This is a genomic window from Mycobacterium sp. IDUB_3 (assembly GCF_055419585.1).
This window is the reverse complement of the sequence record NZ_JBVAXZ010000003.1, coordinates 1-21,304: the sequence shown is the minus strand read 5'-3', so window position 1 is coordinate 21,304 and position 21,304 is coordinate 1. Positions and strand designations below refer to the sequence as shown.

Sequence of the window (21,304 nt, the reverse complement as noted above, 5' to 3'; positions counted from 1 at the left end):
CGCGATGGGCTCTACAGGATGCCCGGGTCGACGGGCTGGGCCGCTTTCGCGGCTTCTCGCAAATTGCGGTTGGTGGACCGCAGGTCGGTGTTGGCCGCTGACAGTGTGGCGTTGTGGTCTTCGAGATCGAGGATGCGTGCGACGCCGGCCAGGTTGACCCCGGAGTCGACCAGCGCACTGATGCGCTTGATTCTGGCCAGATCGTCGGCGCTGTACCGGCGGGTGCCGCCTTGACTGCGCGACGGCGTGATCAAGCCGTACCGTTCGTAGAGCCGCAACGATTGAACCGCGATCCCGGACAATTCGGCGGCCACCGAGATGCCATACACCCCATGGTCGGATGCCGGAGTATCCGTGTTTCCGCGGTAGTCGACCATCGCGCCTCCCCTTAGCTACCTGTTCAGAAAATCTGTTTAGCACACTTGCGTCATTCTGTCGATAGTGCTATATCAAATCTATGTCATTAGACATAGGAAATTGCCGACCCACCGCCTAGATTGGAGTGAGAGGTGACCACCATGCTGATGCGTTCAGATCCGTTCCGTGAGCTCGATCGCTTCGCCCACCAGGTCCTCGGTACCGCCGCCCGGCCGGCAGTGATGCCCATGGACGCCTGGCGCGAAGGCGAGAAGTTCGTCGTCGAGTTCGACCTGCCCGGCATCGATGCCGACTCGCTGGACATCGACATCGAGCGCAACGTGGTGACGGTGCGCGCCGAACGACCGGCCGTCGATCCCAACCGCGAGATGCTGGCCACCGAGCGGCCGCGCGGCGTGTTCAGCCGCCAGCTGGTGCTCGGCGAGAACCTCGATACCGACAAGATCGAGGCCTCGTATGCCGAAGGCGTTCTGCGCCTGCACGTTCCGGTGGCCGAGAAGGCCAAGCCGCGCAAGATCACCGTCGGCCGCGGTGACACGCCCCGGGCCGTCCGGGACAGCGCGGGGCAGCACGAGGTCATCAACGCCTGACCGACCGGCGGGCCGGGCGGCGGCCCCACCGGCACGCACCGGCGTGCCGACTCCCCCACCGCCGCCCGCCGCCGGCCCCAGGCGACTGGGGCGACGGAGACCGGACACACCATGAAATGGGAACTCGACGGCCAGACCGCCAACGTCGAACAGGCGTTGGCCGGCGGCGCCGCGCAACCGGCGGGCTGGTTTCGGTTCTACTTCGCCGACCAGCGCTGGGAATGGTCGGATCAGGTGCAACGGATGCACGGGTATGAGCCCGGCACCGTCACCCCGACCACCGAACTGGTGCTGTCACACAAGCATCCCGACGACCGCGGACAGGTGGCAGCCACCATCGACCAAATCCTCGATACGCGCCAGGCTTTCAGCATGCGCCATCGGATCGTCGACACGTGCGGGGATGTGCACCACGTCGTCGTCGTGGGTGACCGGATCTTCGACGACGATGGCGACGTGATCGGAACGCACGGCTTCTACATCGACGTCTCCGAACCCCGCGAACGCATGCGCGAAGACGAGATGAGCGCGAAACTCGCTGAGATCAGCGAGAACCGGGCCGGCATCGAACAAGCCAAGGGCATGCTGATGCTGATCTACGGCATCGGCGAGCGCGCTGCCTTCGAGTTGCTCAAGTGGCTGTCCCAGGAAGCGAATATCAAGCTGCGTCCGCTGGCCGAGCAGATCACCGAGGACTTCCGCCGCGCCGGCCTCCCGCTGAACACGCAGTCCGAATTCGACCACCTGATGCTGACCGCGCACCAGCGCGTCCGCTCCACCAACGGTCACGAGTAAACCGCCTGCAGGCCAGAGCCTTTCGCCCTCAGTGGTTGATCAGCGGGGCGACCCAGTGCACCCGGGTGCCGCCCTCGGGCGTGCCGGTGATCTCACAGGTTCCGCCGAGTTGCTCGGCGCGCCGCTTCATGTTGGCCAGGCCGCTGTGCCGCGTGTTGCCGTCCGGAATACCTCGTCCGTCGTCAATCACGTTGAGAATGAACATGTCCGCGACGCCGATTTCGACGGTCAGCCGCGAAGCGCCCGAATGACGCAACGCATTGCTCACGGCCTCGGTGGTGACCGCCTCGGCCTGGTCGGCGAGCTCGGGTCCCACGGCGGTCATCGGCCCGTCCAGGCGCACGGTGGTGACGAGATCACGGTTTTCGGTCAGGTCGGCGACCACCCGCTGGATGCGCTGGCGGAAATCGCCGCTGGCGGCCAACGGGGATTTGAGCGCGAAGATCGTCGTGCGGATCTCCTCGATGATGGTCTGCAGGTCGTCGAGCGTGCGATTGAGCCGGTCGGCCACCTCCGGCGAGCGGGCCCTGGCCAGCGTGCCTTGCAGGTTCATGCCGGCGGCGAAAAGTCGCTGTATGACGTGGTCGTGCAGGTCATGCGCGATACGTTCGCGCTCCGCAAGGATGGTCAGCTGCCGCGCGTCATCGCGCGCCGACGCAAGCGCCAGCGCTATCGCGGCCTGCGTGGCGAAATCGCTGACCAGGTCCAGGTAGCTCTCGTCGAACGGCGGCTGGTCGGCGCCGCGGGCGATGGCGATCACGCCGACGACCTCGTCGCGGGCGCGCAGCGGCATCAGGATCGCCGGACGCGGCCCGACGTCGGTGAAGGCCTGGATCGGGTACCGCAACTCCTCAGTGATCAGCGGTTCGCCGGACTTGAACACCGCGCCACTGGTGGAACCGTCCACCGGGACCCGCTGACCGAGCACATCGGAGGCGTGCAACCCCACCGCGGCGGAGACCACAAGCGTGTCGATGTCGTCGTCGGATGCGTCGGAGTCGGCCGGCACCAGCACGATGGCCTGTTCGGCATCGGTCAGCACGCGCGCGCGTTCGGCGATCAGTTGCAAGGGGCGCCGATGCGGTTCGGGGCGCGACAACAGCGCGGTGGTGATCTCGCGGCTGGCCTCGATCCACTTCACCGAGGTCCGTTCGCGTTCGAAGACCTGCGCGTTGTCGATGGCGACGGCGGCCGCGAACGCCAACGCGCGCGCGGCAACCTCGTCGGACTCGGAGAACACCCGCGCCGGATCGACGTGGGTGAGATACAGATTGCCAAACACGGTGCCGCGGATGGTGATCGGGACCGCGAGGAAAGCGCGCATCGGCGGATGGTGTTCGGGAAAACCGACCGCGGCGTGGTGCGTGGTCAGATCGTCCATCCGCAGCGCGGGCGTATCCAGCAGCGACAAACTCAACAGCCCCTTGCCGACCGGCAGGTGCCCGATGCGCCGGACCGTCTCGGCGTCCATGCCCCCGTGGACAAACGACATCAAGTTGCCGTCGCGATCGCGAATGGCCAGCGCACCGTACGGGGCGGAGGTCAATTCCCTTGCCGCGCTGATGATCCGGTGCAGCGTGGCGTCCAGGTCTAGGCCCGCGCCGATCTCCACGATCACCCGCAGCAACTGCTCCATCTGATCGCGCGCGGCCAGCAGCTCGTCGAGCTGGGCATGCATCCTGCCGACCAGCCCACGCTGTCCGAGTCCGGCGAACGCCGAGCCCTTTTCGCCGCCGGTCACCCAGACCAGTCCGGCGGCGTCGACGGTGGGCCGGACCGCTGATTGAGTTTCGACGCGAACACCGCCGCCTGGGTGCGACGCTCCATGCCGAGTTTGGCCAACAACCGCGACACGTAGTTCTTCACCGTCTTCTCCGCGAGGAACATCCGCGCGGCGATCTGCCGGTTGGTCAACCCTTCGCTGAGCAGTCCGAGCAGCGTGCGTTCCTGCTCGGTCAGCCCGGACAGCGGGTCGTCGCGCGTGGTCGCGCCGCGCAGCTTCGCCATCAGCGCGGCGGCCGCCCGGTTGTCCAGCAGCGATTTACCCGCACCCACCTCTTTGATCGCATGCGCCAGCTCCATGCCCTTGATGTCCTTGACGACGAACCCGCTGGCGCCGGCCAGGATCGCCTCGAGCATCGCCTCGTCGGACGTGAAGGACGTCAGCATGAGGCAGCGCAGGTCAGGATGGTCCGACACCAGGTCGCGGCACAATTCGATGCCGTTGCCATCGGGCAGGCGAACATCGAGCACGGCGACGTCGGGCTGCAACGCCGGTATCCGCGCTTTCGCCTCCGCCACCGTGCCCGCCTCGCCGACGATCTGAAGATCGGGATCGGACGCGAGCAGATCGGAAAGACCGCGGCGGACGACTTCGTGGTCGTCGACCAGGAACACCTTGACCATGGCGGGCCCTTTCCTGCCGGTCTCGCAACTGGAAAGATTTGCGGCAGACCAACCCAATATCCCATATTCTCGACGAGAGCCGTCGGGAAGCAACGGCTTCAACGACTTTGGTCACCACGGGTGAGGACCTTCGGCCGACGTTCTAAGCGATGTCAGGTCAATAGCCTTGCGGCAGTGGCCCATTGCGGACGCCAGCCGCACACGCAGGAAGGGAACCTCGATGACCGATGACGGAGTCGACATCCTGCCGGTGCACGAATGCTGGGAGCTGGTCGGCAGCCTGGCGCTGGGCCGGCTGGTGACCTACGCCGACGGCCAGCCCGACATCTTTCCGGTCAACTATGTCGTCCAGCGCCGGACCGTGCTGTTCCGCACGGCGGCGGGAACCAAGCTGGTCAGCACAGCGATCAACAATCGGGTGCTGTTCGAGGTCGACGACCACAACCTCGCCGAGGCATGGAGCGTGATCATCCGGGGCAAGGCGCGTTCGCTGCGCACGCCGGAGGAACTCGAGGAGGCCGAGCGCGCGCAGGTATTGCCGTGGACCAGGCCGGAGAAGACACACTATGTGCGCATCGTTCCCGAAAGCGTCACCGGCCGGCGGTTCCAGTTCGGGTCGCCGCCGGGTGACGTTTAGCGGCCGTGATCAGGTCGCCCACTCGACGAAGTCGCCGAGGTCGCGTCGCGGCGTCGCCGGCAACGGGTCGGCGTTGATCGGCGCCCAGCCCACCCGAAGCAGCATCTGCGGATAGTTGCTGTCGCCGAAGATGCCGGAGCGGACGGCTTCGCGGGTCTCGGCCGTCTCGAGCGGTTCGGTCACCGGGCAACTGGCCAGTCCCGTCGATGTCGCGGTGAGCAGCACGACGCTGGTGGCTTCACCGGCGCGCAGCTGCGCCAGCCGGTCGTCGTGGCGAGTGCCCAGCGCCAGCACCACGGCATTGTCGTCGGTCGAGGACGAATTCGGTGCCATCGGCAGCGCCGCACCGGCGAACAGCCGACTCGGGATCTTGGCGTCTGGATCCGATATCGGCGCGTTGCGGGCGGGAACGCCCGCGACCGAAAAGTAGCGCCCGCTCCACGCCGTGAGCTCGGCGAGATAGTCCTGAGTCAGGTGATCGCGGACGGATTCGGCGACGATGTCGTGCAGCGTGTCGATGTCTTCCACCTGGCACAGCGTGACGCCGATTCGGGCGGCGCGCGCCGCCATGAGCGCGATGTCGCCCATCGGCACCGGCCAGGAACTGTAGTGGCGCCGATCGGTTCGCCGCCGAGGGATGGCTGCGGCGAGTGCGATGTCGACGTAATCGGCGGGCGCAGCGGAAAGCTCGATCGTGGCGAGGTGTGTGGGGTCGCCGGCGTTCGGCAGCCGGCTCACCCGGGATCGCCATCCCACCGCCGCGAACGCCGCGACACAGTGGTGCAGCGCCGTGCCGCAACTCAGGATCAGGTCGCGCCCATCGGGGTCGGTGTTGGGCAGTTGACGGCCGGGGTCGGCGTACAGCTGCAGGCTGGCCGCGCCGACTCGCCACCGCCACGGTTGGGTGTTGTGCACCGACGGTGCGCGCGATGCCAAAGTCAGGGCCGTCCGGATGGTTCCGGCGTCCGGAAAGCGGGTGTCCATACCCGGTCCCCCTCTCGCCAAGCGGCTTGCCGTTATCCACGATCATGCGTTCTCGGCGGCCCCGCGAGGGCACGACGGCTCTAGCTCAAGGGACTTTTGGCCAATATCGGTAGCCGGTCCGCCGCGAGGCCATCCGCCTTTATGCTGACCACGATGGCGAATCACAGCCCCGATCCCACCACGCCGCTGTGGCGCGCCGCGCAGGTATTCCGCCTGCTGAGCTGCATCTATGCCACCGGCTTTCAAATCGCGATCAACCCGGATCTGGTTCGGCCCGTACTGGGTTGGGTGCTTTTTGCCGGGCTGATCGGCTGGAGCGCGGCGTGCGCGTTCGCCTATCTGCGGGGCTTCGGCCGCAAACCGGCGTGGGTGCTCGCCGAGCTCGTGGTCGTCGTCTTGCTGATGTGGTCGAACAATATCGTCGCGAGCCCGCAATGGGCGGCCGACAACCAGACCTGGCCGACGACGTTGTGGGCCAGCAATCCCACGATTTCGGCCGCCATCCAGTTCGGGCCAGCGGGCGGCATGCTGACGGGCCTGGCGGTGATGGCCACCAATTTCGTCGTCAAGAACTACCTCGCGCTCAACCTCGGTCACAACGCCACCGTCATCATCGAACTGGCGATCGGCATGGCCATCGGTATGGCCGCGCAGACCGCACGACGCGCCCACGACGAGCTGCAACGCGCGGCCCGGTTGACGGCCGCGGTGCAAGAACGCGACCGGCTGTCCCGCGAGGTCCACGACGGAGCCATCCAGGTGCTGGCGCTGGTCGCCAAGAAGGGACACGAAATCGGTGGCGCTACAGCCGAACTCGCCGACCTGGCGAGCGAGCAGGAACGCGCGCTGCGGCGCTGGCTGGCGTGCACGGACATCGATCAGGACGCCGACGGCGCCACCGTCGACCTGCGCACGCTGCTGCGGTGCCGGGGGTCCGATCGGGTGTCGATCAGCCTGCCGGCCACCGCGGTGCCGTTAGGGCGTTGGGCGGCAACCGAACTCGACGCCGCGGTGGGCAATGCGCTGGACAACGTGGTCGCCCATGCCGGTCCGGATGCGCACGCGTTCGTGCTCGTGGAGGACCTCGGCGATTCCGTTCTGGTCAGTGTCCGCGATGACGGCGTGGGGATTGCCGCAGGCCGCCTCGATGAAGCGGCGCGTCAGGGGCGCCTTGGCATCTCCCAGTCGATCGTGGGACGGTTGGCGTCGTTGGGCGGCAGTGCGGAATTGCACAGCGAGCCGGGCGAAGGCACCGAGTGGGAGTTGTGCGTGCCGCGCGGGGAGGGACGCCATGGCGGATGACGTGACGCCAACGACGGTGATGGTGGTCGACGACCATCCGATCTGGCGCGACGCGGTCGCGCGCGACCTCGCCGAGGGCGGATTCACCGTGGTCGCCACCGCCGACGGTGTGGCCGCCGCCCAGCGGCGGGCGGGCGTGGTCAAGCCCGACGTGGTGGTGATGGACATGCAGCTCACCGACGGCGACGGCGCGCAGGCAACCGCCGCGGTGCTGGCGGTCTCACCCTCGTCGCGGGTGCTGGTGCTGTCCGCCTCCGACGAACGCGAGGACGTCCTGGAGGCGGTCAAGGCCGGCGCGACGGGGTATCTGGTCAAGAGCGCCTCGAAAGCCGAACTGGCGGAGGCGGTGACGGCCACGGCGGCCGGGCGGGCGGTGTTCACCCCGAGCCTGGCCGGGCTGGTGCTGGGTGAATACCGGCGCATCGCGCAGAGCAAGGACGACGGCCCAGTCCGTCCCAGCCTCACCGACCGCGAGACGGAGGTGTTGCGTTACGTCGCAAAAGGGCTGTCCGCCAAGCAAATCGCCGAGAAGCTCTCGTTGAGCCACCGCACGGTGGAAAACCACGTGCAGGCGACGTTTCGCAAGCTTCAGGTCGCCAACCGGGTGGAACTGGCCCGCTACGCCATCGAGCACGGTCTGGACGAAGAGCCGTGACCCGCGGGGCGGGCGGATAACTCTTGCCCCGCGGGTCAACGGATCCCGCGGCTACCGCGTGAGCCGCGCCGGCACTTCGCCGTTGTGCTGGGCCAAGATCCGCGCGGTCACCAGTGCGGTCACCACCACGGCCATGCACACCAGCCCGTCGTCCTTGAGTCCCCACCGGATCGCGGCGAGCAGCGCCACGCCGGCCACGCACAACAGGGCGCCGATGGCCCTACCCCGCCCGCGCGACGTCACCGTGGGCGCGCCGTCCCAGCCGGACAGCGGGTTGTTCTCCAGCGGCCTCAGCGCGATGAACAGCAGCGCCACCGCAAGAACCACGATGAGCACCTGCGCGAGGCTGATGGCGAGGAAGTCCGGCGCGCCCGGAAAGCGGGGGCGGCCAAGGTAATCGAAGGCCAGGTGCACACCCAGCAGCACCGGCATGTGCCACAAGTACAAAGTCATCGCGCCGGAGTTGCCGATGGCGGTCCACCACCACACCCGCGGCCGCTGCGCCCAGCGCGCGATCGCCGGCGCGGCCGCGATCGCCAACGCGCTCAGGATGATTGCGTGCCCGGCAAGCAGTAGCGACGGCGGGCTGGTGTTGGACAGGTGGTGGCCACCGGTGCCGACCATGCTGATCTGATACGGCCCCCAGCGCACCAGGGCGACGTCCGCGACGAAGAAGGCGCCGGCCACGGCCAGGGCGGCGCGCCCGCCGAGCAGCCCGCGACGGTAGGCCACGCCGAACATGGCGGGAATGAGCCAGACGGCGAGGTTGAGGTAACCCAGCGGCATCATCGCCGGACAGTGCAACCGGATCGCGTCGATGAGCACGATCGCCCCGTAAACCGTCGCCACACCGGCGGCCAGGCGTCCGGCCGTGGTGATGCGGTGCAGCACGGGCATGGCGGCCAGCACCAGGACGTAGGCCCCCAGGAACCAGAGCAGCTGCGTGCTGACGCCGGCGATCGGCTCGTAGATGTGTTGCGGCAGAGCCCGATACAGCACCGTCAGTGTGACGGCCCAGAATGCCAGGTAGTAGAAGACCGGGCGAAACGGCCTGGTGCAGCGCTTCAGCAGCCAGTCTCCCCAGTTGGTGCCGGGCGCCCAGGAGGACACGCAGGCCGCGGCGCCGGCGAAGAAGAACAGCGGCATGATCTGCAGCAGCCACGTCATCGCCTGGAACAGCACCGAGGTGGTGAGCAGGTTGTCCCAGATCAAGACGTGGTTGCGAATAATGCTGGCCGCCATCACGGTATGGCCGAGCACCACGCCGACCAAGGAGGTGATGCGGATGACGTCCAGGACGCGATCGCGATCGGCCGGCGTGCTCGCGGCCACCTCGGCGACGTCGGGAAACTTCACAAGAGTTGTCATGGCAGCGAAATAGCCCTTCTGCTGATGCGAATGCGTTGCGGTGGAGAGGGAGTCGTGCGATGAGAGAAGCATCGCCGATGGCCCGGGCGCGCGCCTGCGCGCTTCTACGCGTTGAGGCTGAGTAGTACTACTCAGTTCGGGGCATTGAGCGGGTCGTAGTCGGCGAGCAGCCTTTCGATGCGGGCTTCGTCGAGTCGTACCCGCACGGTGGCCGCCTCCTGCTGGTCACGGATCACCTTGGCCAGGGTGAATGCGCTCGACACCAGGAATAAGAAGGTGACACCGAGGAACAATCGTGGCCACGGGTCAAGCGGGAGGAAGTAGATTCCGCCGAGTGCGGCCACGAAGCTGATCGCGAACGCGACGGCGGCCTGAACGAAGAAGGCGGCGGTGGTTTTCGACATGCTGCTGGGAACGGTCATACCAATAAGCCTGCGGCAGCGGACCGTTGGCGGGGATCCGTAAGACTACTCAGATTCGGCGGTGCGATCGCCGGGGCCGCATCAGCAGCGCCGCCGCGCCCGCGGAGCACACCCCGAGCACCGCGGCGCCCCCCGTCGCGACCTCGACGGCGGCGAACTCGGAGTCCACGAGCGGTTTGACCACCGCGGCCGATGTAGGTCATCGACACCTGTTATGCCCGACGAGAATTGACCTGCCGCGGTTACTTGGCGGCCTGGGCGGGCTCCTCCGGTTCGGCGGAATCCTGGCCGCGCGCCGCCAGTGCACCCGCGATCGATGTGCAGGCGATGGTCAGCAGGGAGCCGAACATCAACGCCGAGGCTTCGCCCGGGGCAAGCAGGTGCTGTTGGGTGCCGATGGTGGCGGCGGCCACCGCCACACCGAGCTGCGTGGAGGACATCACCGCATACGTGATCGGCTGGCCGAGCAGGCGTCCCGCGCAATGCGCCAGCACGCCGCCGAGCCCCAGGCCGACGCCGAGCAGAATGTATTTCGGTTGCGAACCCAGCTCGCGCACCTGCAGCGAGGCGCCGAGCCAGACGAAGAACACCGGGCTGAAGAAACCCTCGGTGATGCCGAACAACTGACGCGCCAGCCGCCGCGGTTCGCCGACCATGGCGATCACCAGACCCAGAGCGAAGCCCGCCAGCATGATCGACACGTCGGTGCTGACGGCCAGCATCGCCAGCCCGAACAGCACCAGCAGGTTGATCCGCAATTCCAGCGCCAACTGGTTCTTGTGCGAATAGTCGTGCATGCGCTGACGCCAGCCCCGGCGGTCGACCCAGCGCAGCACCACGAAAAGCAGCACCGCGCAGCCCGTGACAGCCAACCCGCCCAGCGCCGCCGTGGCCGCGTGACGAAAGTCAATCACTAAGGGCAGCAACACGATACAGGCAGCATTTGCGATGGCGATCTGCGCGGTCACGGACAACACCTGCGGGCCACGCAATCGCAACGAGTCGATCATCGGCAACGTCACGGCCGCCGAGGACGAGGCCATCAGCACCGCGTAGAGCGCCGCGTGTCCGGTGCCGAACTGCGTGGCCAGCCAGAACCCCAGGGCCGCCGCCGCGGCGCCGGCCAGGACCGCTCGCGCCAATGCCGTCGGCACGGCCGAACGCATCGCGGGGTCGCGGACCGGGACGTGGCTGCCCACCACGAACATCACCAGCGCGAAGCCGATGTTGGCGAACAATTGGAAGGTGGGGTCGGAGGCATCGACGACGCCGAAACCGGTCTTGCCGATGACCAGACCCGCGAGCAGCTCGCCAACGATCACCGGTATCCGCAGGCGCGGCACGGCGGCCAGTACAGGGCCGGCGAAACCGACAGCGGTCAGCAGCGCCAAGGTGGGAAAGCCGAATCCCTGCACGTGGTCATTTTGCACGGTGCGGGGTCAAACGTGGCGCATCACCGCGCTCAGGCGTCGATCACCACACGCCCGGATTTCGCGCGGGAAACGCAGACCAGCATCTCGTCATCACCCTCCGCGGCGCGTCCGCGGCGATCGACCTGCCCGCCAAGCACTTTCACCTTGCAGGTGCCGCAGAACCCCTGCTGACAGGAGTACGCGGTGGTCGAATCGCGGTCGAGCATGACATCCAGGGCCGAGCGGTTCCCCGGCACACTGAGCACCCGCTGCGAGCGGGCAAGCTCCAACTCGAAAGGAACGCCATCGACCACCGGCGGCGGCCCGAAACGCTCATAGTGCAGCGGCGCGTTCGCGTGTTCGTTACGCGCGGTGCGCACCGATTCCAGCATGGCGGTGGGGCCACACACGTAGACGGCGGTCGCCGGCCCGGCGTCGGCAAGCAAGTCGGACGCGGTAGGCACTCGGCCGCGCTCGTCGTCGGCCCACACGATGACCCGGGCCGGGTCCACCGCCACCACCTCGTCCAGCAGCGGCATGTATTCCCGGCCGCGACCCGCATACACGGCATGCCAATTGATTCCGCACTGCTGGGCCGTCTGGATCATGGGCAGGATCGGCGTCACCCCGATGCCGCCGATCACGAACAACACCTCGCGCTCGTCGGTGACGAGATAGAACGCGTTGCGGGGCCCTTCGAACTCGAATTTGTCGCCCACGTGGAAGGTGTCGTGCATTTCAATCGAGCCACCGCCGCCCCCGGCGATGCGGCGCACCGCAATGCGATAGTCCGTGCGCCGGCCGGGTGAACCACACAGCGAGTATTGGCGGCGGCGACCCGATGGCAGCCGAACGTCGATATGCGCTCCGGGTGTCCAGGACGGCAACAGCCCACCGGCCGGGTCGGCCAGCGTCAACGCGACCACATCGGGCGCCAGCAACTCGCGGTTGGTGACGACCGCGGTGGTGGTGCGCTGCACGGACTGCACCCGCGAAGACGTCCACCGCGACGCCGACGCCAGGCCGCCGAACAACGCACCGACCCCGTACAACGCGGTGTACATCCGGTCACGCTTGCGGCGGCCGTACAAGTCGGCCGGAATTCCATCCCAAATAGTCTGTGCCACAACGATCCTCACATCTGGCCGAGGCTGCGACGGTCGGTGGACTGTGCGATCAGATCGACCCACTCAGCGGTGAGCCGGGCGATGACGTCGGGGTACGCGGTCACCACCCAGTGGCCGCCCTCGATCGTCACGACCCTGCTGCCCTCCGGGATGGACCCGGTAAACCGTTGCAGGGCGGGCGATACGAAATAGTCCTGGCGCGCGACCAGCACCTGCACCGGAACGGTGGTCTGCGGCAGTTGCGCAGGGGGTGACAGGATCGGTGCGGGCATGTTCGCTCGATACAGATTAAGCCCGTTGAGGTAGTCATCGACCGAGCGGTACGCCGTACCGCGCCCGCTGCGGGTGCTCGATCCACCGATACGCTCAACCGTCTCAAAGACTTTCACCGTCGCCCGGGACCGGATCGCCAGCTCCGGTACGGCCGGGCACAGGAAGAACCAGATGTAGGACGAGGCCAGAATCTGTTTGGCCACGTCGAACAGCGCCCGCGGCGTGCGCGCTGAGCGCAGGAACTTGCCCGCGTAGTTCAGGTGGGGCCCGGAGACCGACGTGAATGAGGCGATCTTGCCCATCACCGCGTCATCGGTGACCGCCGCCCAGGCCTGGATCGACCCCCAGTCGTGGGCCAGCAGGTGCACGTTGTCCACGCCCAGGCGCTCGATCACCGCACCGACGTCGGCGACCAGCTTCGGGAGCCGATACCCCGAACGCCCTGCCGGCGTTGAGGATTGGCCGGCGCCACGCACGTCGTACGCCACGACATTGAATCGGCGGCCCAATGTGGTTGCCACCGGATCCCAGACGTGGTGGTTGTCCGGGTAGCCGTGGATGGCCAGAATGGTCGGCCGCCCGGGGTCGATGTCGGTGTAGGTGTGCACCGCCAATCGCACGCCGTCGGAGGCGACGACCGTGGTTGAAGCCACTTCGGTCGTCATCGTCAGTGCGACGCGCGGGCGGCGGGTGAGCGGGCCAGGTAGTCGACCGCGCGCCCGACCCCGCCCAGTTGGGATGGGTGGAAACTCGGGGTGTAGTAGGCGCCGATGACCCGCAGGAACTGGAATGGCCCGGGCACCAAACCCCGACGCGCGGCGCGGAAGTAGTCCCGCCAACGCGGTTTGGTGCCGGGTGGCAGGTAGGGATCGACGGAGTACATGAACCGGACCCCGCGGACGAACAACCACAGCAACGCCGGCGTGATCAGCAGCTGGGTGCGCACCTGCCGCCAATACCCGGCGCGCAGGTGCTTCATGGTGTCGAAGGCGACCGCCTTGTGCTCGACCTCCTCGGCGCCGTGCCAGCGCAGCAGGTCCAGCATCACCGGGTCGGTGCCCATGGCGTCGTGCTGCGGGGTGTCGAGAATCCATTCGCCAAGGATGGCGGTGTAGTGCTCGAGTGCGGCCACCATCGATACCCGCTCGAGCAACCAGCTTTGGCGCCGCCGCGGACTCCACCCAGGCCGATCGCCGATGAGCTGACCGAACAGCCAACGCATTTGGTCGGTGAACGGCGTCACGTCGATGTCTTTGACCGCGAAGTGCCCGAGCACCCCCGCGTGCGCCTGGGAATGCATAGCCTCCTGGCTGATGAATCCCTGCACATCGCGCCGCAGTTGATCGTCTTTGATCAGCGGCAAGGTGTCTTTGAAGGCGTCGACGATGAATTCCTCACCCGCCGGCAACAACAGGTGCAGCACGTTGCAGAAGTGGGTGGTGAAGGGCTCGTTGGGCACGTAGTAGAACGGCAGCGTCGACCAGTCGAAGTCGACGTCACGCGCCTGCAGGACGATCCGCTCGTGGTCGAGCGAAGCGTCGTGCGGGCCCGTTGCCTTGTCATCGACGGTGAACATCGTGGCCACCCCTTTCCGTGATGCGGCGACCCGCTGCGCCCGGCTTCGCCGCGCTTGCGATCGCCGCGTCCGTCGCCCGATCGTAAGGCTAGGCGCTGCGCTGCGCCGCATCCTCCACCTCAGTGATCAAACGCTCGCTGCGCAAGAACCGGACCAGATGATCGACCGTTTCGGTCAGGGCCGGCTCGCGCAGGCGGACATTGGTCAGCCCCCGCCGGTGGCGATACTGGGTGTTGTCGTAGCGCTTGTCCCGCATCGCCGCGATCTTGTCCGCCGACCTGGTGAGGAAGTCGACCAGCGGGTACATCTGGTCGTTCGGCGTGCAGCGGCGGTTCAGCTGCTCGGTGAACGACGGGATGTCGTGGTACTCAAAGCGATACCCGTACCGCTCGGACAGGATCCTGGTGACGTCGGTGAGGTTGTAGTAGTCGTCCGCGGTCATGTTGAAGACGCTGCCCGACTCGTCGGGCAGGCCCATCAGCGTGACGATGTGATCCGCGATCAAGTCCGCAGGCAGCAGGCTGATCTGGTTGAGCGCGTTGACGGCGACGCCGTGCTCGATCATGAATGCCGTCAACCGCACCAGGATGTCGTCCTGGCTGCCGAAGCCCGCGCGGGTCGGCGAGATCAGCGAGGGCCGGTAGATGCGGACGTCGAGCCCCTTGCGCTGCGCGGCCAGTGCCAGCTGCTCGCCGACCCACTTGGTCTGCGAGTAGCCGAAGTCCAGGCCGGCCATCCTTTCGTTTGCATCCCACTCCCCGACCACCGGCTCGGTGCTCCAGCCGTAGATGAACGTGCTGGAGACGAGGTGGAAAGCCTTGCGGTGGTTGGTCATTGCCAGCCGCAACAGCTCGCGGGTGCCCTCCACGTTGGCGGGACGCAGGGCGTCGTAGGTCCGCACGTAGTTGACCAGGGCACCGTTGTGCACGACGGCATCGACGTCCTGCGCCAGCTGCTGGAAGGCCGCCTCGCCGATGCCCAGCGCGGGCTCGGCGAGATCGCCGCAGACGATGCGGACCCGTGCGCGCACGTCGGCTTCCAGCGCCGGCGTCCACAGCTGGGCGCGGCGCAGCGATGCGACGATGCGGTCCAGGCCGTGCGCGACGTCGGTGGCGCGCACCAGTGCGTGCACCGTGTAGGAGGTCCGCGCCAGCAGGCTGCTCACCAGGAACGGCCCCAGGAATCCGGTCGCCCCGGTGAGCAAGAGGTCGGTGGGCTCACCCGGCCGCGCGGGTGCCAGTTCCGGCAGCGGCAGTGCCGCGTCGGCGCGCATCTGGGCGGCCTCGTGGGCCTCGTATTCGGCGGAGATCTGATCCAGCGCCCGGCACAGGGCCTCAAGCGGCTGCCCGGATCCCGCGCCGAATTGGCTTATCAGCCCGAAGAATTCGGACACCGTCAGCCGCTGCAGCAGGCGGGTGTTGACGTCTTCGGCCAGCTCGCCCGCGCCGTGCTCCTCCAGCAGCGCCTGCAAGTCGGTGCGGAGTTCGGCCAACGCGAGGGAGTCGATACCGAGATCGGCGAACGAGCAGTCCTCGTCGCCGGTGAGGTCGTAGCTCTCGATGAGGTTGCGGAAGCGTTCCAGCGGACCCGCAGCCAGGCCATGGTGAGTCCGGTTGGCCGACTGGTTGATCCAGCTCGTGAAGGCGGGCAGCTTGTCGTCCAGCCAGAGTTGACGGGTCGACGCGCGCCGGATCTTCCCCGACGTGGTCTTGGGAATGCCGCGCGGCGGTGCGAAGACGATCGCATGCGGATCGATGTGGCAGTGCCGCCGGATCGCACGAGCCACGGCCTTGGCGTCCGGAAGGTTGTGCTCGTCGCGCACCTCGGCGACGACGATCAGCGCTTCGGACTCATCGTGCTCGACCGAGAAGGCGGCGACGCAGCCGCTGCGAACGTGCGCGGCGGTGCGCTCGACGACGGCTTCGATGTCCGAGGGGTAGCAGTTGACGCCGCGGACGATGATCAGGTCCTTGCTGCGGCCGCAGACGAAGAGCTCGCCCTCGTAGAGGAAGCCCAGATCGCCGGTCCGCAGATAGGTGTGCTGGTCATCGCCGGCGACGCGGGCGCCGAACATCTCCGCGGTGAGTTCCGGACGGTTCCAGTAACCGGCCCCCTTGGAGGGTCCCGCCAGCCAGACCTCGCCGACCCGCCCGTCGGGCAGCGCCTGCCGCGATTCGGGATCGACGATGCGGACCAAGGTTCCATCGATCGGCTTACCGCAGCTGACCAACCGGACCTGATTGCTGTTCTCCGGCAACGCCTTTTCGACGCGAGCGACGTTGCGCTCCAGCCCACGCTTGTTCACCGCGATGGTCTGGCGCCCGCGGATCGACACGATCAGCGTGGATTCGGCCATGCCGTAGGCGCCGGTGAGCGCTTCGGGACGCAAACCGTACTCGGCGAACCGCTCCCGGAACCGGGTGAACGAGTTGGCGCGCAACGGCTCTGCGCCCACCACGATGCATTCGAGGCTGCTCAGGTCGACGCCGGCCAACTCCGAGTCGGGCAGCTTGTCCTCGCGCAGGCAGTATTCGAGCGCGAAGTTGGGCCCAGGCGTGTGGGTGGCGCGCACGTCGCTGATGAGCCGAAGCCACGACGACGGCCGGGCGAGGAAGTCCAGGGGCGACATCGCGTGCGTCGACCCGCCCAGCAGCACGATGAACATGTAGGCCGAGATGAGCCCCATGTCGTGGTGCTGCGGCAGCCACGAGGCCAGCACCACTTCGCCGGTGAAGGCGAAGCCGTTGGCGATGACGTTGGCGTGGGTGACGATCACACCCTTGGGGTCGCTGGTGGAGCCCGACGTGTACTGCAGGAAGAGCACCTCGCCGGGAGTGTCCGCGACCGGGGCGCCGCCGAAGTCCTGCGCGGCGTCCGTCGCGTACCACGGCAGTTCAGGCAGGCCGGTGTCGGACCCGCCCGTCCAGATCTGCTCGCCATGGCGCTGGCCCAGTAACTGGCGGAAGTCGTACTCGAACTGCTTCGTCGACAGCACGGCCACGGCCTGGCAGTCGCGGGCGATGAAGCGGAGCTTGGCGAGCCCGGAATCGAAGGACATCGGCAAGGGAGGGCTGACCGGAACGGCGATCACCCCGATGCGCGCGCACGCATATAGCGCCGCGATCATCTCCAGACCGGGCGGGTAGACGAGCAGCGCACGATCGCCTGACTTCAGGCCGGCTTCCTGGGACAGGTAGGCGGCCAGCTCGCGGGTGCGTTCGGCGAAGGCCTGGTAGCTGTAGTGCTCGAGTTCGCGGCCGTCGGCGTCGACAAACCGGAAGAGGGTCTGGTCCGGCCTCCGCGCTTCCCACATCTGCAGGTAATCGATCAGCGTCTCCATCGTGGGAGTGATCCCCCTTCCATGTCGGCACAGCCCGAGAACGACTTCCGTCGTGAATATAAAACTAATGTAGCGCTGCGCGTTACTCCGAGCAAAACCTCGAGCTGCATTAATGGCCCTCGCACACTACATTCACAGGATAAACTTAGAAGCCAAAATTAATTGCACGGATGCTGATCTACGCGCATATGTACTTCAGTATCTCAGTGGTCGTCGACCAGGCATTACCGCTGTTCTTCGCCATGAAGTACTGAACTGCGTATCTACGAATTCACGCATTTACTATTCGCGGCAAAACGTGTGGACAACCCAAGATCAGACTTTAACCTTCGTCACACCTAGTGTCGAAATTGCAAAGCCAAAAGCGCAAATTCTGATGAGTCCGGCGGGCCCGGCAAGCCGTGGCCGCGGACGCCGCTACGCGGGCCGGGCGATGCGGATCCGCGGGCCCGCGCGGGCCACCAGCTTGACGATGCCGAGGAAACGCTCACCGTCGATGATGGGCGACAGCGGCTCATCCTCGGCTTCGATGATCATCTCGTGGCCGATGACATCGCGTAGCCCTTCGCCGCGGAGCATGCCGTTGGTCAGGGCCGTCGGGAGCTGCGCCACGATCATGGATGGCCGTAGGTTTCCGGCCTGAAAATGCAGCGCACCGGGTTCGGAAGCCTTGGGGAACAACCGAAGCGGGCCGCCGATGCGTAGGTCGATCGCGCCGGCGTGCAGCAGGCTGTGCGTGCGCGACGGGACCTCGTCACCGTCGATGACCACGCGCGCCCGCGTCGGAGTGAACAGGATGGAGGCGTAGTTCGGCGTCTTCACGCGGCTGGGGGCGACCTTGGAGGTGATGTAGTCGCCGAAGCTGCGGGCGATCACTCGGGCGACGGCCACCCGATTGTGATCGGGTGAGTCGTAATACCGGTCGTAGAAACGGTTTCCGACGCCCCCGGCCGCCAGCCCGAAGCACAGCCGGTGAAACGCTGCGCCGTCGGCGGTTTCGCCGTCGAGCGCCAACGTGTCCAGGCTCACGTCGGGCGGTAGCCGATCCGCCTCGGTGGCGGCGGCCAGCGCACGGATGATCGCTTCGGGTCGCCCGCGCACCCGGGCCTTGCGCGCGACGGCGTTGACGCTGCCGCCGTTGGTCGGGACGAACGCGGGCCAGCGCTGCGGATCGCTGATGCAGCGCTCGATCTCGTTGATCAACCAGTGCAGTGCGCCGTCGCCGCCGTCGCCCACCAGATGGGTGACCCGCGGCGCGAGCTGCCGGATGGCGTCGCGAAGCTCCTCGATCGAGTTGGTCTCGTGCACCTCGCCGCGGGAGCCGACGATGCGACGCAGTTCGGCGATGCGGTCGGCGGGAGCGGCGCGATTCTTCCGTGCTTTCGGATTGACGATGACGCCTACATACATCCGGCGATCCCCGCTGCAGGTGGGCTTTCGCTGGCCATCCCAGGCACGATACCTGGGCGTATCCGTAGACCGACAACGCCGCTGCCCGCCGACGCAACGCTCCTTGGCCGAACAACGCCCGCTGCAATTGCGAAGTTAGGGTGTCTGCCATGCCCGATTGGACCGCAGCGGAGCTGCCCTCGTTCGCCGGACGAACCGTCATCATCACCGGGGCCAACGCCGGGCTGGGCGAGATCACCGCCCGCGAGTTGGTTCGGGTCGGCGGCCACGTCATCCTGGCCGTCCGCAACACCGACAAGGGCCGGGCGGCCGCCGCGCGCATGACCGCCGCGGCAAACGGGAAAGCGGCCGGGACAGCCGAGGTGCGCCAACTCGACCTGCAAGACCTGTCCTCGGTGCGGCGCTTTGCCGAGGGCATCCACTCGGTCGACGTCCTGGTCAACAACGCCGGCATCATGGCCACCAAACACGCCGTCACAGTCGACGGCTTCGAGGGCCAGATCGGCACCAACCACCTCGGCCACTTCGCGTTGACCAACCTGCTGCTGCCCAAGCTGACCGACCGCGTGGTGACGGTGTCCTCGCTGATGCACCACTTCGGCTACATCAGCGTCAAAGACCTCAACTTCGAGTCCCGGCCGTATTCGGCCTGGCTGGCCTACAGCCAGTCGAAGCTGGCCAACCTGCTGTTCACCAAGGAACTGCAGCGGCGCTTGGACGGCGTCGCCACCTCGCTGCGCGCCCTGGCCGCCCACCCTGGGTGGTCGCACACCAACCTGCAGGGAAACTCCGGCCGCAAGCTGGGCGACGCGGCGGTCCTGGCGGTCGACCGGATCGTGTCCACCGACGCCGACTTCGGTGCCCGCCAGACGCTGTACGCGGTCTCGCAGAATTTGCCGGGCGGCACCTTCGTCGGCCCGCGATTCGGCTTGTACGGGCGCACCCAGCCGACATGGCGCAACTGGCCGGCAAAGCGCGCCGGCACCGCCACGGCCCTTTGGGAACTGTCCGAGCAGCTCACCGGGGCGAAATTCCCGCTCTGAGGCGTCCCTGCCGCCCCGCCCCTCGGCCCGGGCAGCCCAGTGGCGCGCCCACCGCGCGGGGCGCGGCTAGATTGGGTGGGTAGCGCAACCGCATCCAGCGAGGAGGCAATGCCATGTCGGACGCGCATCTGGCGGCCGTTATCGCGCTGTGCGCCGCGCTGGCGTCCGCGATCGGCAACGTGGTCCGGCAACGTTCCGCGCAGGAAGTCACCGACAAACGGGTCGGCCACCTGACATTGTTCGGCATGCTGCTGCGCGACAAGCGTTGGTGGCTGGGCGGTTTGGGCGACATCGGCAGTTACGTGCTGCTGGCCGCCGCGCTGGACAAGGGCTCGGTACTGCTGGTGATGTCCTTGCAGGTGACGGCGCTCCTGTTCGCGCTGCCGATCTACTCGCGGATGACCGGTAACCCCATCACCCGGCGGGAGTGGAGCTGGGCGCTGGTGCTGGCGGTGGCGCTGGCAGTGCTCATCGCGGTCGGAGACCCGACCGGCGGCCAGCAGCGTGCGCCGCTGCACACGTGGATCGTGGTGGCCGTGGCGATCGGCCCACTGTTGCTGCTGGGATTGCTCGGCGCGCGGATCTGGGCGGACCGCCCGGTCGCGGCGCTGCTGCTGGCGGCGGTGGCCGGCACGCTGCTGGCGGTGTTCGCGGTCCTGATGAAGGGCGTCGTCGACATCCTGGAGCACCAGCCGGGCCAGGTGTGGTTCTCCTTCGAGCTGTACGCGCTGGTGCTCTGCGGGGCGGCCGGAATGATCTATCACCAATCGGCATACCGAGCGGGCGCGCTCACCGCCTCGCTGCCGACGATCATCGTGGCGAAGCCCGTAGTGGGCGGGATCCTCGGCATCATCGTGCTTGCCGAGACGTTGGAGGCCGGCGGCTGGGAGTGGGTCGTGCTCGCGGTGACGCTCGTCGTGGTGATCGTCGCCACGGTCGGTTTGGCTCGCGGCGAGGCCGCGTCCATGTCGGCCGGGGCGGGGCATGATGTGAAAGCCAGCGCCAGGTCGAAGGCCGCCTCCCAAGCCTGAGCGGCCGACGGATTACCTTGCCCGGTAAGCATTTTCACCACCCGACGGCGCCGGGCGCACGCGGCTACGGGTTGATGGTGTTGTCGCCGACTTGGCGGCCCCAGACGTACTCGATCGCATACGGCGATCCGGTGTCCAGGTGGTTGTAGGGCGCGATGCTGTTGCCCGTGTCCATGATGAGCTCGGGTGCCGGCCACAGATCGCGAGTGACTTTCTGCCAGCACCCCGGGGCGCCACCGGGGCCGCCGCGCGCGTTCACCCGGGGCAGATTCTCGGGATAGATGTAGGGGTTCGGCGCACCACCGACCACCCCGGCGATCCCGCCCACCAGCGACGCGATGACGGGCACCGCGGACACCGGGTTCGCTATCAGCCCCAGCCCGGAGAGCACCTCGGTGTCCATGTTGAGCGAGTAGCCGTTGAACCCGCCCTCGGACGCACCGGTGGCCGGCAGCGCATCGTGTTCGCTGCGCATCAAGCAATAGATTTCCGGGCTGTAGGTATCCAGCAGCTGCGCGGTCGGCACCAGATCCGCGGCGCCGCGCGCCAAATACG

21 protein-coding genes are annotated in these 21,304 nt (G+C 67.3%); 7 read left to right on the top strand and 14 right to left on the bottom strand.

Translation table 11 applies throughout. The annotated features are described in order from the left end of the window. Positions 1 to 11: 11 nt before the first annotated feature. Positions 12 to 377 (bottom strand): MerR family transcriptional regulator, encoded by a 366-nt coding sequence (locus ACZYVJ_RS25085; protein ID WP_463833911.1) that lies wholly within the window; start codon positions 375 to 377, stop codon positions 12 to 14. A gap of 141 nt (positions 378 to 518) precedes the next feature. On the opposite strand from ACZYVJ_RS25085, the gene ACZYVJ_RS25080 reads away from it, so the two are divergent. Both ACZYVJ_RS25080 and ACZYVJ_RS25075 read left to right on the top strand, forming a co-directional pair. Continuing rightward, positions 519 to 968 (top strand): Hsp20/alpha crystallin family protein, encoded by a 450-nt coding sequence (locus ACZYVJ_RS25080; protein WP_463833909.1) that lies wholly within the window; start codon positions 519 to 521, stop codon positions 966 to 968. A 111-nt stretch (positions 969 to 1,079) separates the two neighbouring features. Further along, positions 1,080 to 1,763, top strand: coding sequence for a PAS and ANTAR domain-containing protein (locus tag ACZYVJ_RS25075; RefSeq protein WP_463833907.1), 684 nt, complete (start codon positions 1,080 to 1,082; stop codon positions 1,761 to 1,763). A 28-nt stretch (positions 1,764 to 1,791) separates the two neighbouring features. Here the strand turns inward: ACZYVJ_RS25075 and ACZYVJ_RS25070 are convergent, their stop codons facing one another. Then, complete coding sequence (locus tag ACZYVJ_RS25070) at positions 1,792 to 3,441, bottom strand: sensor histidine kinase (RefSeq protein ID WP_463834046.1); 1,650 nt, start codon at positions 3,439 to 3,441, stop codon at positions 1,792 to 1,794. 59 nt (positions 3,442 to 3,500) lie between these two features. Further along, positions 3,501 to 4,169 carry a response regulator gene (locus tag ACZYVJ_RS25065; protein WP_463833906.1) on the bottom strand — a complete coding sequence of 223 codons (669 nt, stop codon included), beginning with the start codon at positions 4,167 to 4,169 and terminating at the stop codon, positions 3,501 to 3,503. Between the two features lie 220 nt (positions 4,170 to 4,389). On the opposite strand from ACZYVJ_RS25065, the gene ACZYVJ_RS25060 reads away from it, so the two are divergent. Then, positions 4,390 to 4,806 carry a pyridoxamine 5'-phosphate oxidase family protein gene (locus ACZYVJ_RS25060; RefSeq protein WP_463833905.1) on the top strand — a complete coding sequence of 139 codons (417 nt, stop codon included), beginning with the start codon at positions 4,390 to 4,392 and terminating at the stop codon, positions 4,804 to 4,806. Between the two features lie 9 nt (positions 4,807 to 4,815). Here the strand turns inward: ACZYVJ_RS25060 and ACZYVJ_RS25055 are convergent, their stop codons facing one another. Beyond that, entirely contained in the window at positions 4,816 to 5,790 is a 975-nt protein-coding gene (locus ACZYVJ_RS25055) for an Acg family FMN-binding oxidoreductase (protein ID WP_463833903.1), read from the bottom strand. A 141-nt stretch (positions 5,791 to 5,931) separates the two neighbouring features. On the opposite strand from ACZYVJ_RS25055, the gene macS reads away from it, so the two are divergent. Both macS and ACZYVJ_RS25045 read left to right on the top strand, forming a co-directional pair. Next, the gene (macS, locus tag ACZYVJ_RS25050) at positions 5,932 to 7,092 is read left to right on the top strand and encodes a MacS family sensor histidine kinase (RefSeq protein ID WP_463833901.1); all 1,161 of its coding nucleotides are present in this window, start codon (positions 5,932 to 5,934) and stop codon (positions 7,090 to 7,092) included. After that, complete coding sequence (locus tag ACZYVJ_RS25045) at positions 7,082 to 7,747, top strand: response regulator (protein ID WP_463833899.1); 666 nt, start codon at positions 7,082 to 7,084, stop codon at positions 7,745 to 7,747. Before macS ends, ACZYVJ_RS25045 begins: the two co-directional genes overlap by 11 nt. Before the next feature lie 51 nt (positions 7,748 to 7,798). Here the strand turns inward: ACZYVJ_RS25045 and ACZYVJ_RS25040 are convergent, their stop codons facing one another. The 9 genes from ACZYVJ_RS25040 to ACZYVJ_RS25000 all read right to left on the bottom strand — a co-directional run bounded on the left by ACZYVJ_RS25040 (position 7,799) and on the right by ACZYVJ_RS25000 (position 18,675). Next, on the bottom strand, positions 7,799 to 9,115 hold the full coding sequence (locus ACZYVJ_RS25040; protein WP_463833897.1) for an acyltransferase family protein: 1,317 nt from the start codon (positions 9,113 to 9,115) through the stop codon (positions 7,799 to 7,801). A 131-nt stretch (positions 9,116 to 9,246) separates the two neighbouring features. Beyond that, a complete protein-coding gene (locus tag ACZYVJ_RS25035) occupies positions 9,247 to 9,537 on the bottom strand; it encodes a YiaA/YiaB family inner membrane protein (RefSeq protein WP_463833896.1) in 291 nt (96 codons plus the stop codon). Between the two features lie 49 nt (positions 9,538 to 9,586). Then, on the bottom strand, positions 9,587 to 9,721 hold the full coding sequence (locus tag ACZYVJ_RS25030) for a hypothetical protein (protein ID WP_463833895.1): 135 nt from the start codon (positions 9,719 to 9,721) through the stop codon (positions 9,587 to 9,589). Positions 9,722 to 9,779: 58 nt separating this feature from the next. Further along, entirely contained in the window at positions 9,780 to 10,967 is a 1,188-nt protein-coding gene (locus ACZYVJ_RS25025) for a cation:proton antiporter (RefSeq protein ID WP_463833894.1), read from the bottom strand. A gap of 32 nt (positions 10,968 to 10,999) precedes the next feature. After that, positions 11,000 to 12,082: a PDR/VanB family oxidoreductase gene (locus tag ACZYVJ_RS25020; protein ID WP_463834045.1), complete on the bottom strand. Its 1,083-nt coding sequence runs from the start codon at positions 12,080 to 12,082 to the stop codon at positions 11,000 to 11,002. A gap of 2 nt (positions 12,083 to 12,084) precedes the next feature. After that, positions 12,085 to 13,014: an alpha/beta fold hydrolase gene (locus ACZYVJ_RS25015; RefSeq protein WP_463833893.1), complete on the bottom strand. Its 930-nt coding sequence runs from the start codon at positions 13,012 to 13,014 to the stop codon at positions 12,085 to 12,087. A 2-nt stretch (positions 13,015 to 13,016) separates the two neighbouring features. Beyond that, the gene (locus tag ACZYVJ_RS25010; protein ID WP_463833892.1) at positions 13,017 to 13,925 is read right to left on the bottom strand and encodes a metal-dependent hydrolase; all 909 of its coding nucleotides are present in this window, start codon (positions 13,923 to 13,925) and stop codon (positions 13,017 to 13,019) included. An 88-nt stretch (positions 13,926 to 14,013) separates the two neighbouring features. After that, a complete protein-coding gene (locus ACZYVJ_RS25005; protein ID WP_463833891.1) occupies positions 14,014 to 17,265 on the bottom strand; it encodes a thioester reductase domain-containing protein in 3,252 nt (1,083 codons plus the stop codon). Positions 17,266 to 17,682: 417 nt separating this feature from the next. Then, positions 17,683 to 18,675, bottom strand: coding sequence for a diacylglycerol/lipid kinase family protein (locus ACZYVJ_RS25000; RefSeq protein ID WP_463833889.1), 993 nt, complete (start codon positions 18,673 to 18,675; stop codon positions 17,683 to 17,685). Between the two features lie 149 nt (positions 18,676 to 18,824). Here ACZYVJ_RS25000 and ACZYVJ_RS24995 point away from each other — a divergent pair, with 149 nt between their 5' ends. Beyond that, positions 18,825 to 19,718, top strand: a complete 894-nt coding sequence (locus tag ACZYVJ_RS24995; protein WP_463833888.1) for an oxidoreductase — start codon at positions 18,825 to 18,827, stop codon at positions 19,716 to 19,718. Between the two features lie 113 nt (positions 19,719 to 19,831). Further along, entirely contained in the window at positions 19,832 to 20,749 is a 918-nt protein-coding gene (locus ACZYVJ_RS24990; protein ID WP_463833887.1) for a DMT family transporter, read from the top strand. Between the two features lie 64 nt (positions 20,750 to 20,813). On the opposite strand, the gene ACZYVJ_RS24985 is transcribed toward ACZYVJ_RS24990, so the two are convergent. Next, the coding region (locus ACZYVJ_RS24985; RefSeq protein ID WP_463833885.1) for an MCE family protein at positions 20,814 to 21,304 on the bottom strand (491 nt) is incomplete at its 5' end.

Excerpts from the sequence above, each read along its gene's own strand:
- ACZYVJ_RS25060 (WP_463833905.1), top strand. The coding sequence starts at position 4,390 with ATGACCGATGACGGAGTCGACATCCTGCCGGTGCACGAATGCTGGGAG.
- ACZYVJ_RS25055 (WP_463833903.1), bottom strand. The coding sequence starts at position 5,790 with ATGGACACCCGCTTTCCGGACGCCGGAACCATCCGGACGGCCCTGACT.
- ACZYVJ_RS25080 (WP_463833909.1), top strand. The coding sequence starts at position 519 with ATGCTGATGCGTTCAGATCCGTTCCGTGAGCTCGATCGCTTCGCCCAC.
- ACZYVJ_RS25085 (WP_463833911.1), bottom strand. The coding sequence starts at position 377 with ATGGTCGACTACCGCGGAAACACGGATACTCCGGCATCCGACCATGGG.
- ACZYVJ_RS25035 (WP_463833896.1), bottom strand. The coding sequence starts at position 9,537 with ATGACCGTTCCCAGCAGCATGTCGAAAACCACCGCCGCCTTCTTCGTT.
- ACZYVJ_RS24990 (WP_463833887.1), top strand. The coding sequence starts at position 19,832 with ATGTCGGACGCGCATCTGGCGGCCGTTATCGCGCTGTGCGCCGCGCTG.
- ACZYVJ_RS25015 (WP_463833893.1), bottom strand. The coding sequence starts at position 13,014 with ATGACGACCGAAGTGGCTTCAACCACGGTCGTCGCCTCCGACGGCGTG.
- ACZYVJ_RS25040 (WP_463833897.1), bottom strand. The coding sequence starts at position 9,115 with ATGACAACTCTTGTGAAGTTTCCCGACGTCGCCGAGGTGGCCGCGAGC.
- ACZYVJ_RS25005 (WP_463833891.1), bottom strand. The coding sequence starts at position 17,265 with ATGGAGACGCTGATCGATTACCTGCAGATGTGGGAAGCGCGGAGGCCG.
- ACZYVJ_RS25000 (WP_463833889.1), bottom strand. The coding sequence starts at position 18,675 with ATGTATGTAGGCGTCATCGTCAATCCGAAAGCACGGAAGAATCGCGCC.
- ACZYVJ_RS25045 (WP_463833899.1), top strand. The coding sequence starts at position 7,082 with ATGGCGGATGACGTGACGCCAACGACGGTGATGGTGGTCGACGACCAT.
- ACZYVJ_RS25070 (WP_463834046.1), bottom strand. The coding sequence starts at position 3,441 with ATGCATGCCCAGCTCGACGAGCTGCTGGCCGCGCGCGATCAGATGGAG.
- ACZYVJ_RS25075 (WP_463833907.1), top strand. The coding sequence starts at position 1,080 with ATGAAATGGGAACTCGACGGCCAGACCGCCAACGTCGAACAGGCGTTG.
- ACZYVJ_RS25065 (WP_463833906.1), bottom strand. The coding sequence starts at position 4,169 with ATGGTCAAGGTGTTCCTGGTCGACGACCACGAAGTCGTCCGCCGCGGT.
- macS (WP_463833901.1), top strand. The coding sequence starts at position 5,932 with ATGCTGACCACGATGGCGAATCACAGCCCCGATCCCACCACGCCGCTG.
- ACZYVJ_RS24995 (WP_463833888.1), top strand. The coding sequence starts at position 18,825 with ATGCCCGATTGGACCGCAGCGGAGCTGCCCTCGTTCGCCGGACGAACC.
- ACZYVJ_RS25010 (WP_463833892.1), bottom strand. The coding sequence starts at position 13,925 with ATGTTCACCGTCGATGACAAGGCAACGGGCCCGCACGACGCTTCGCTC.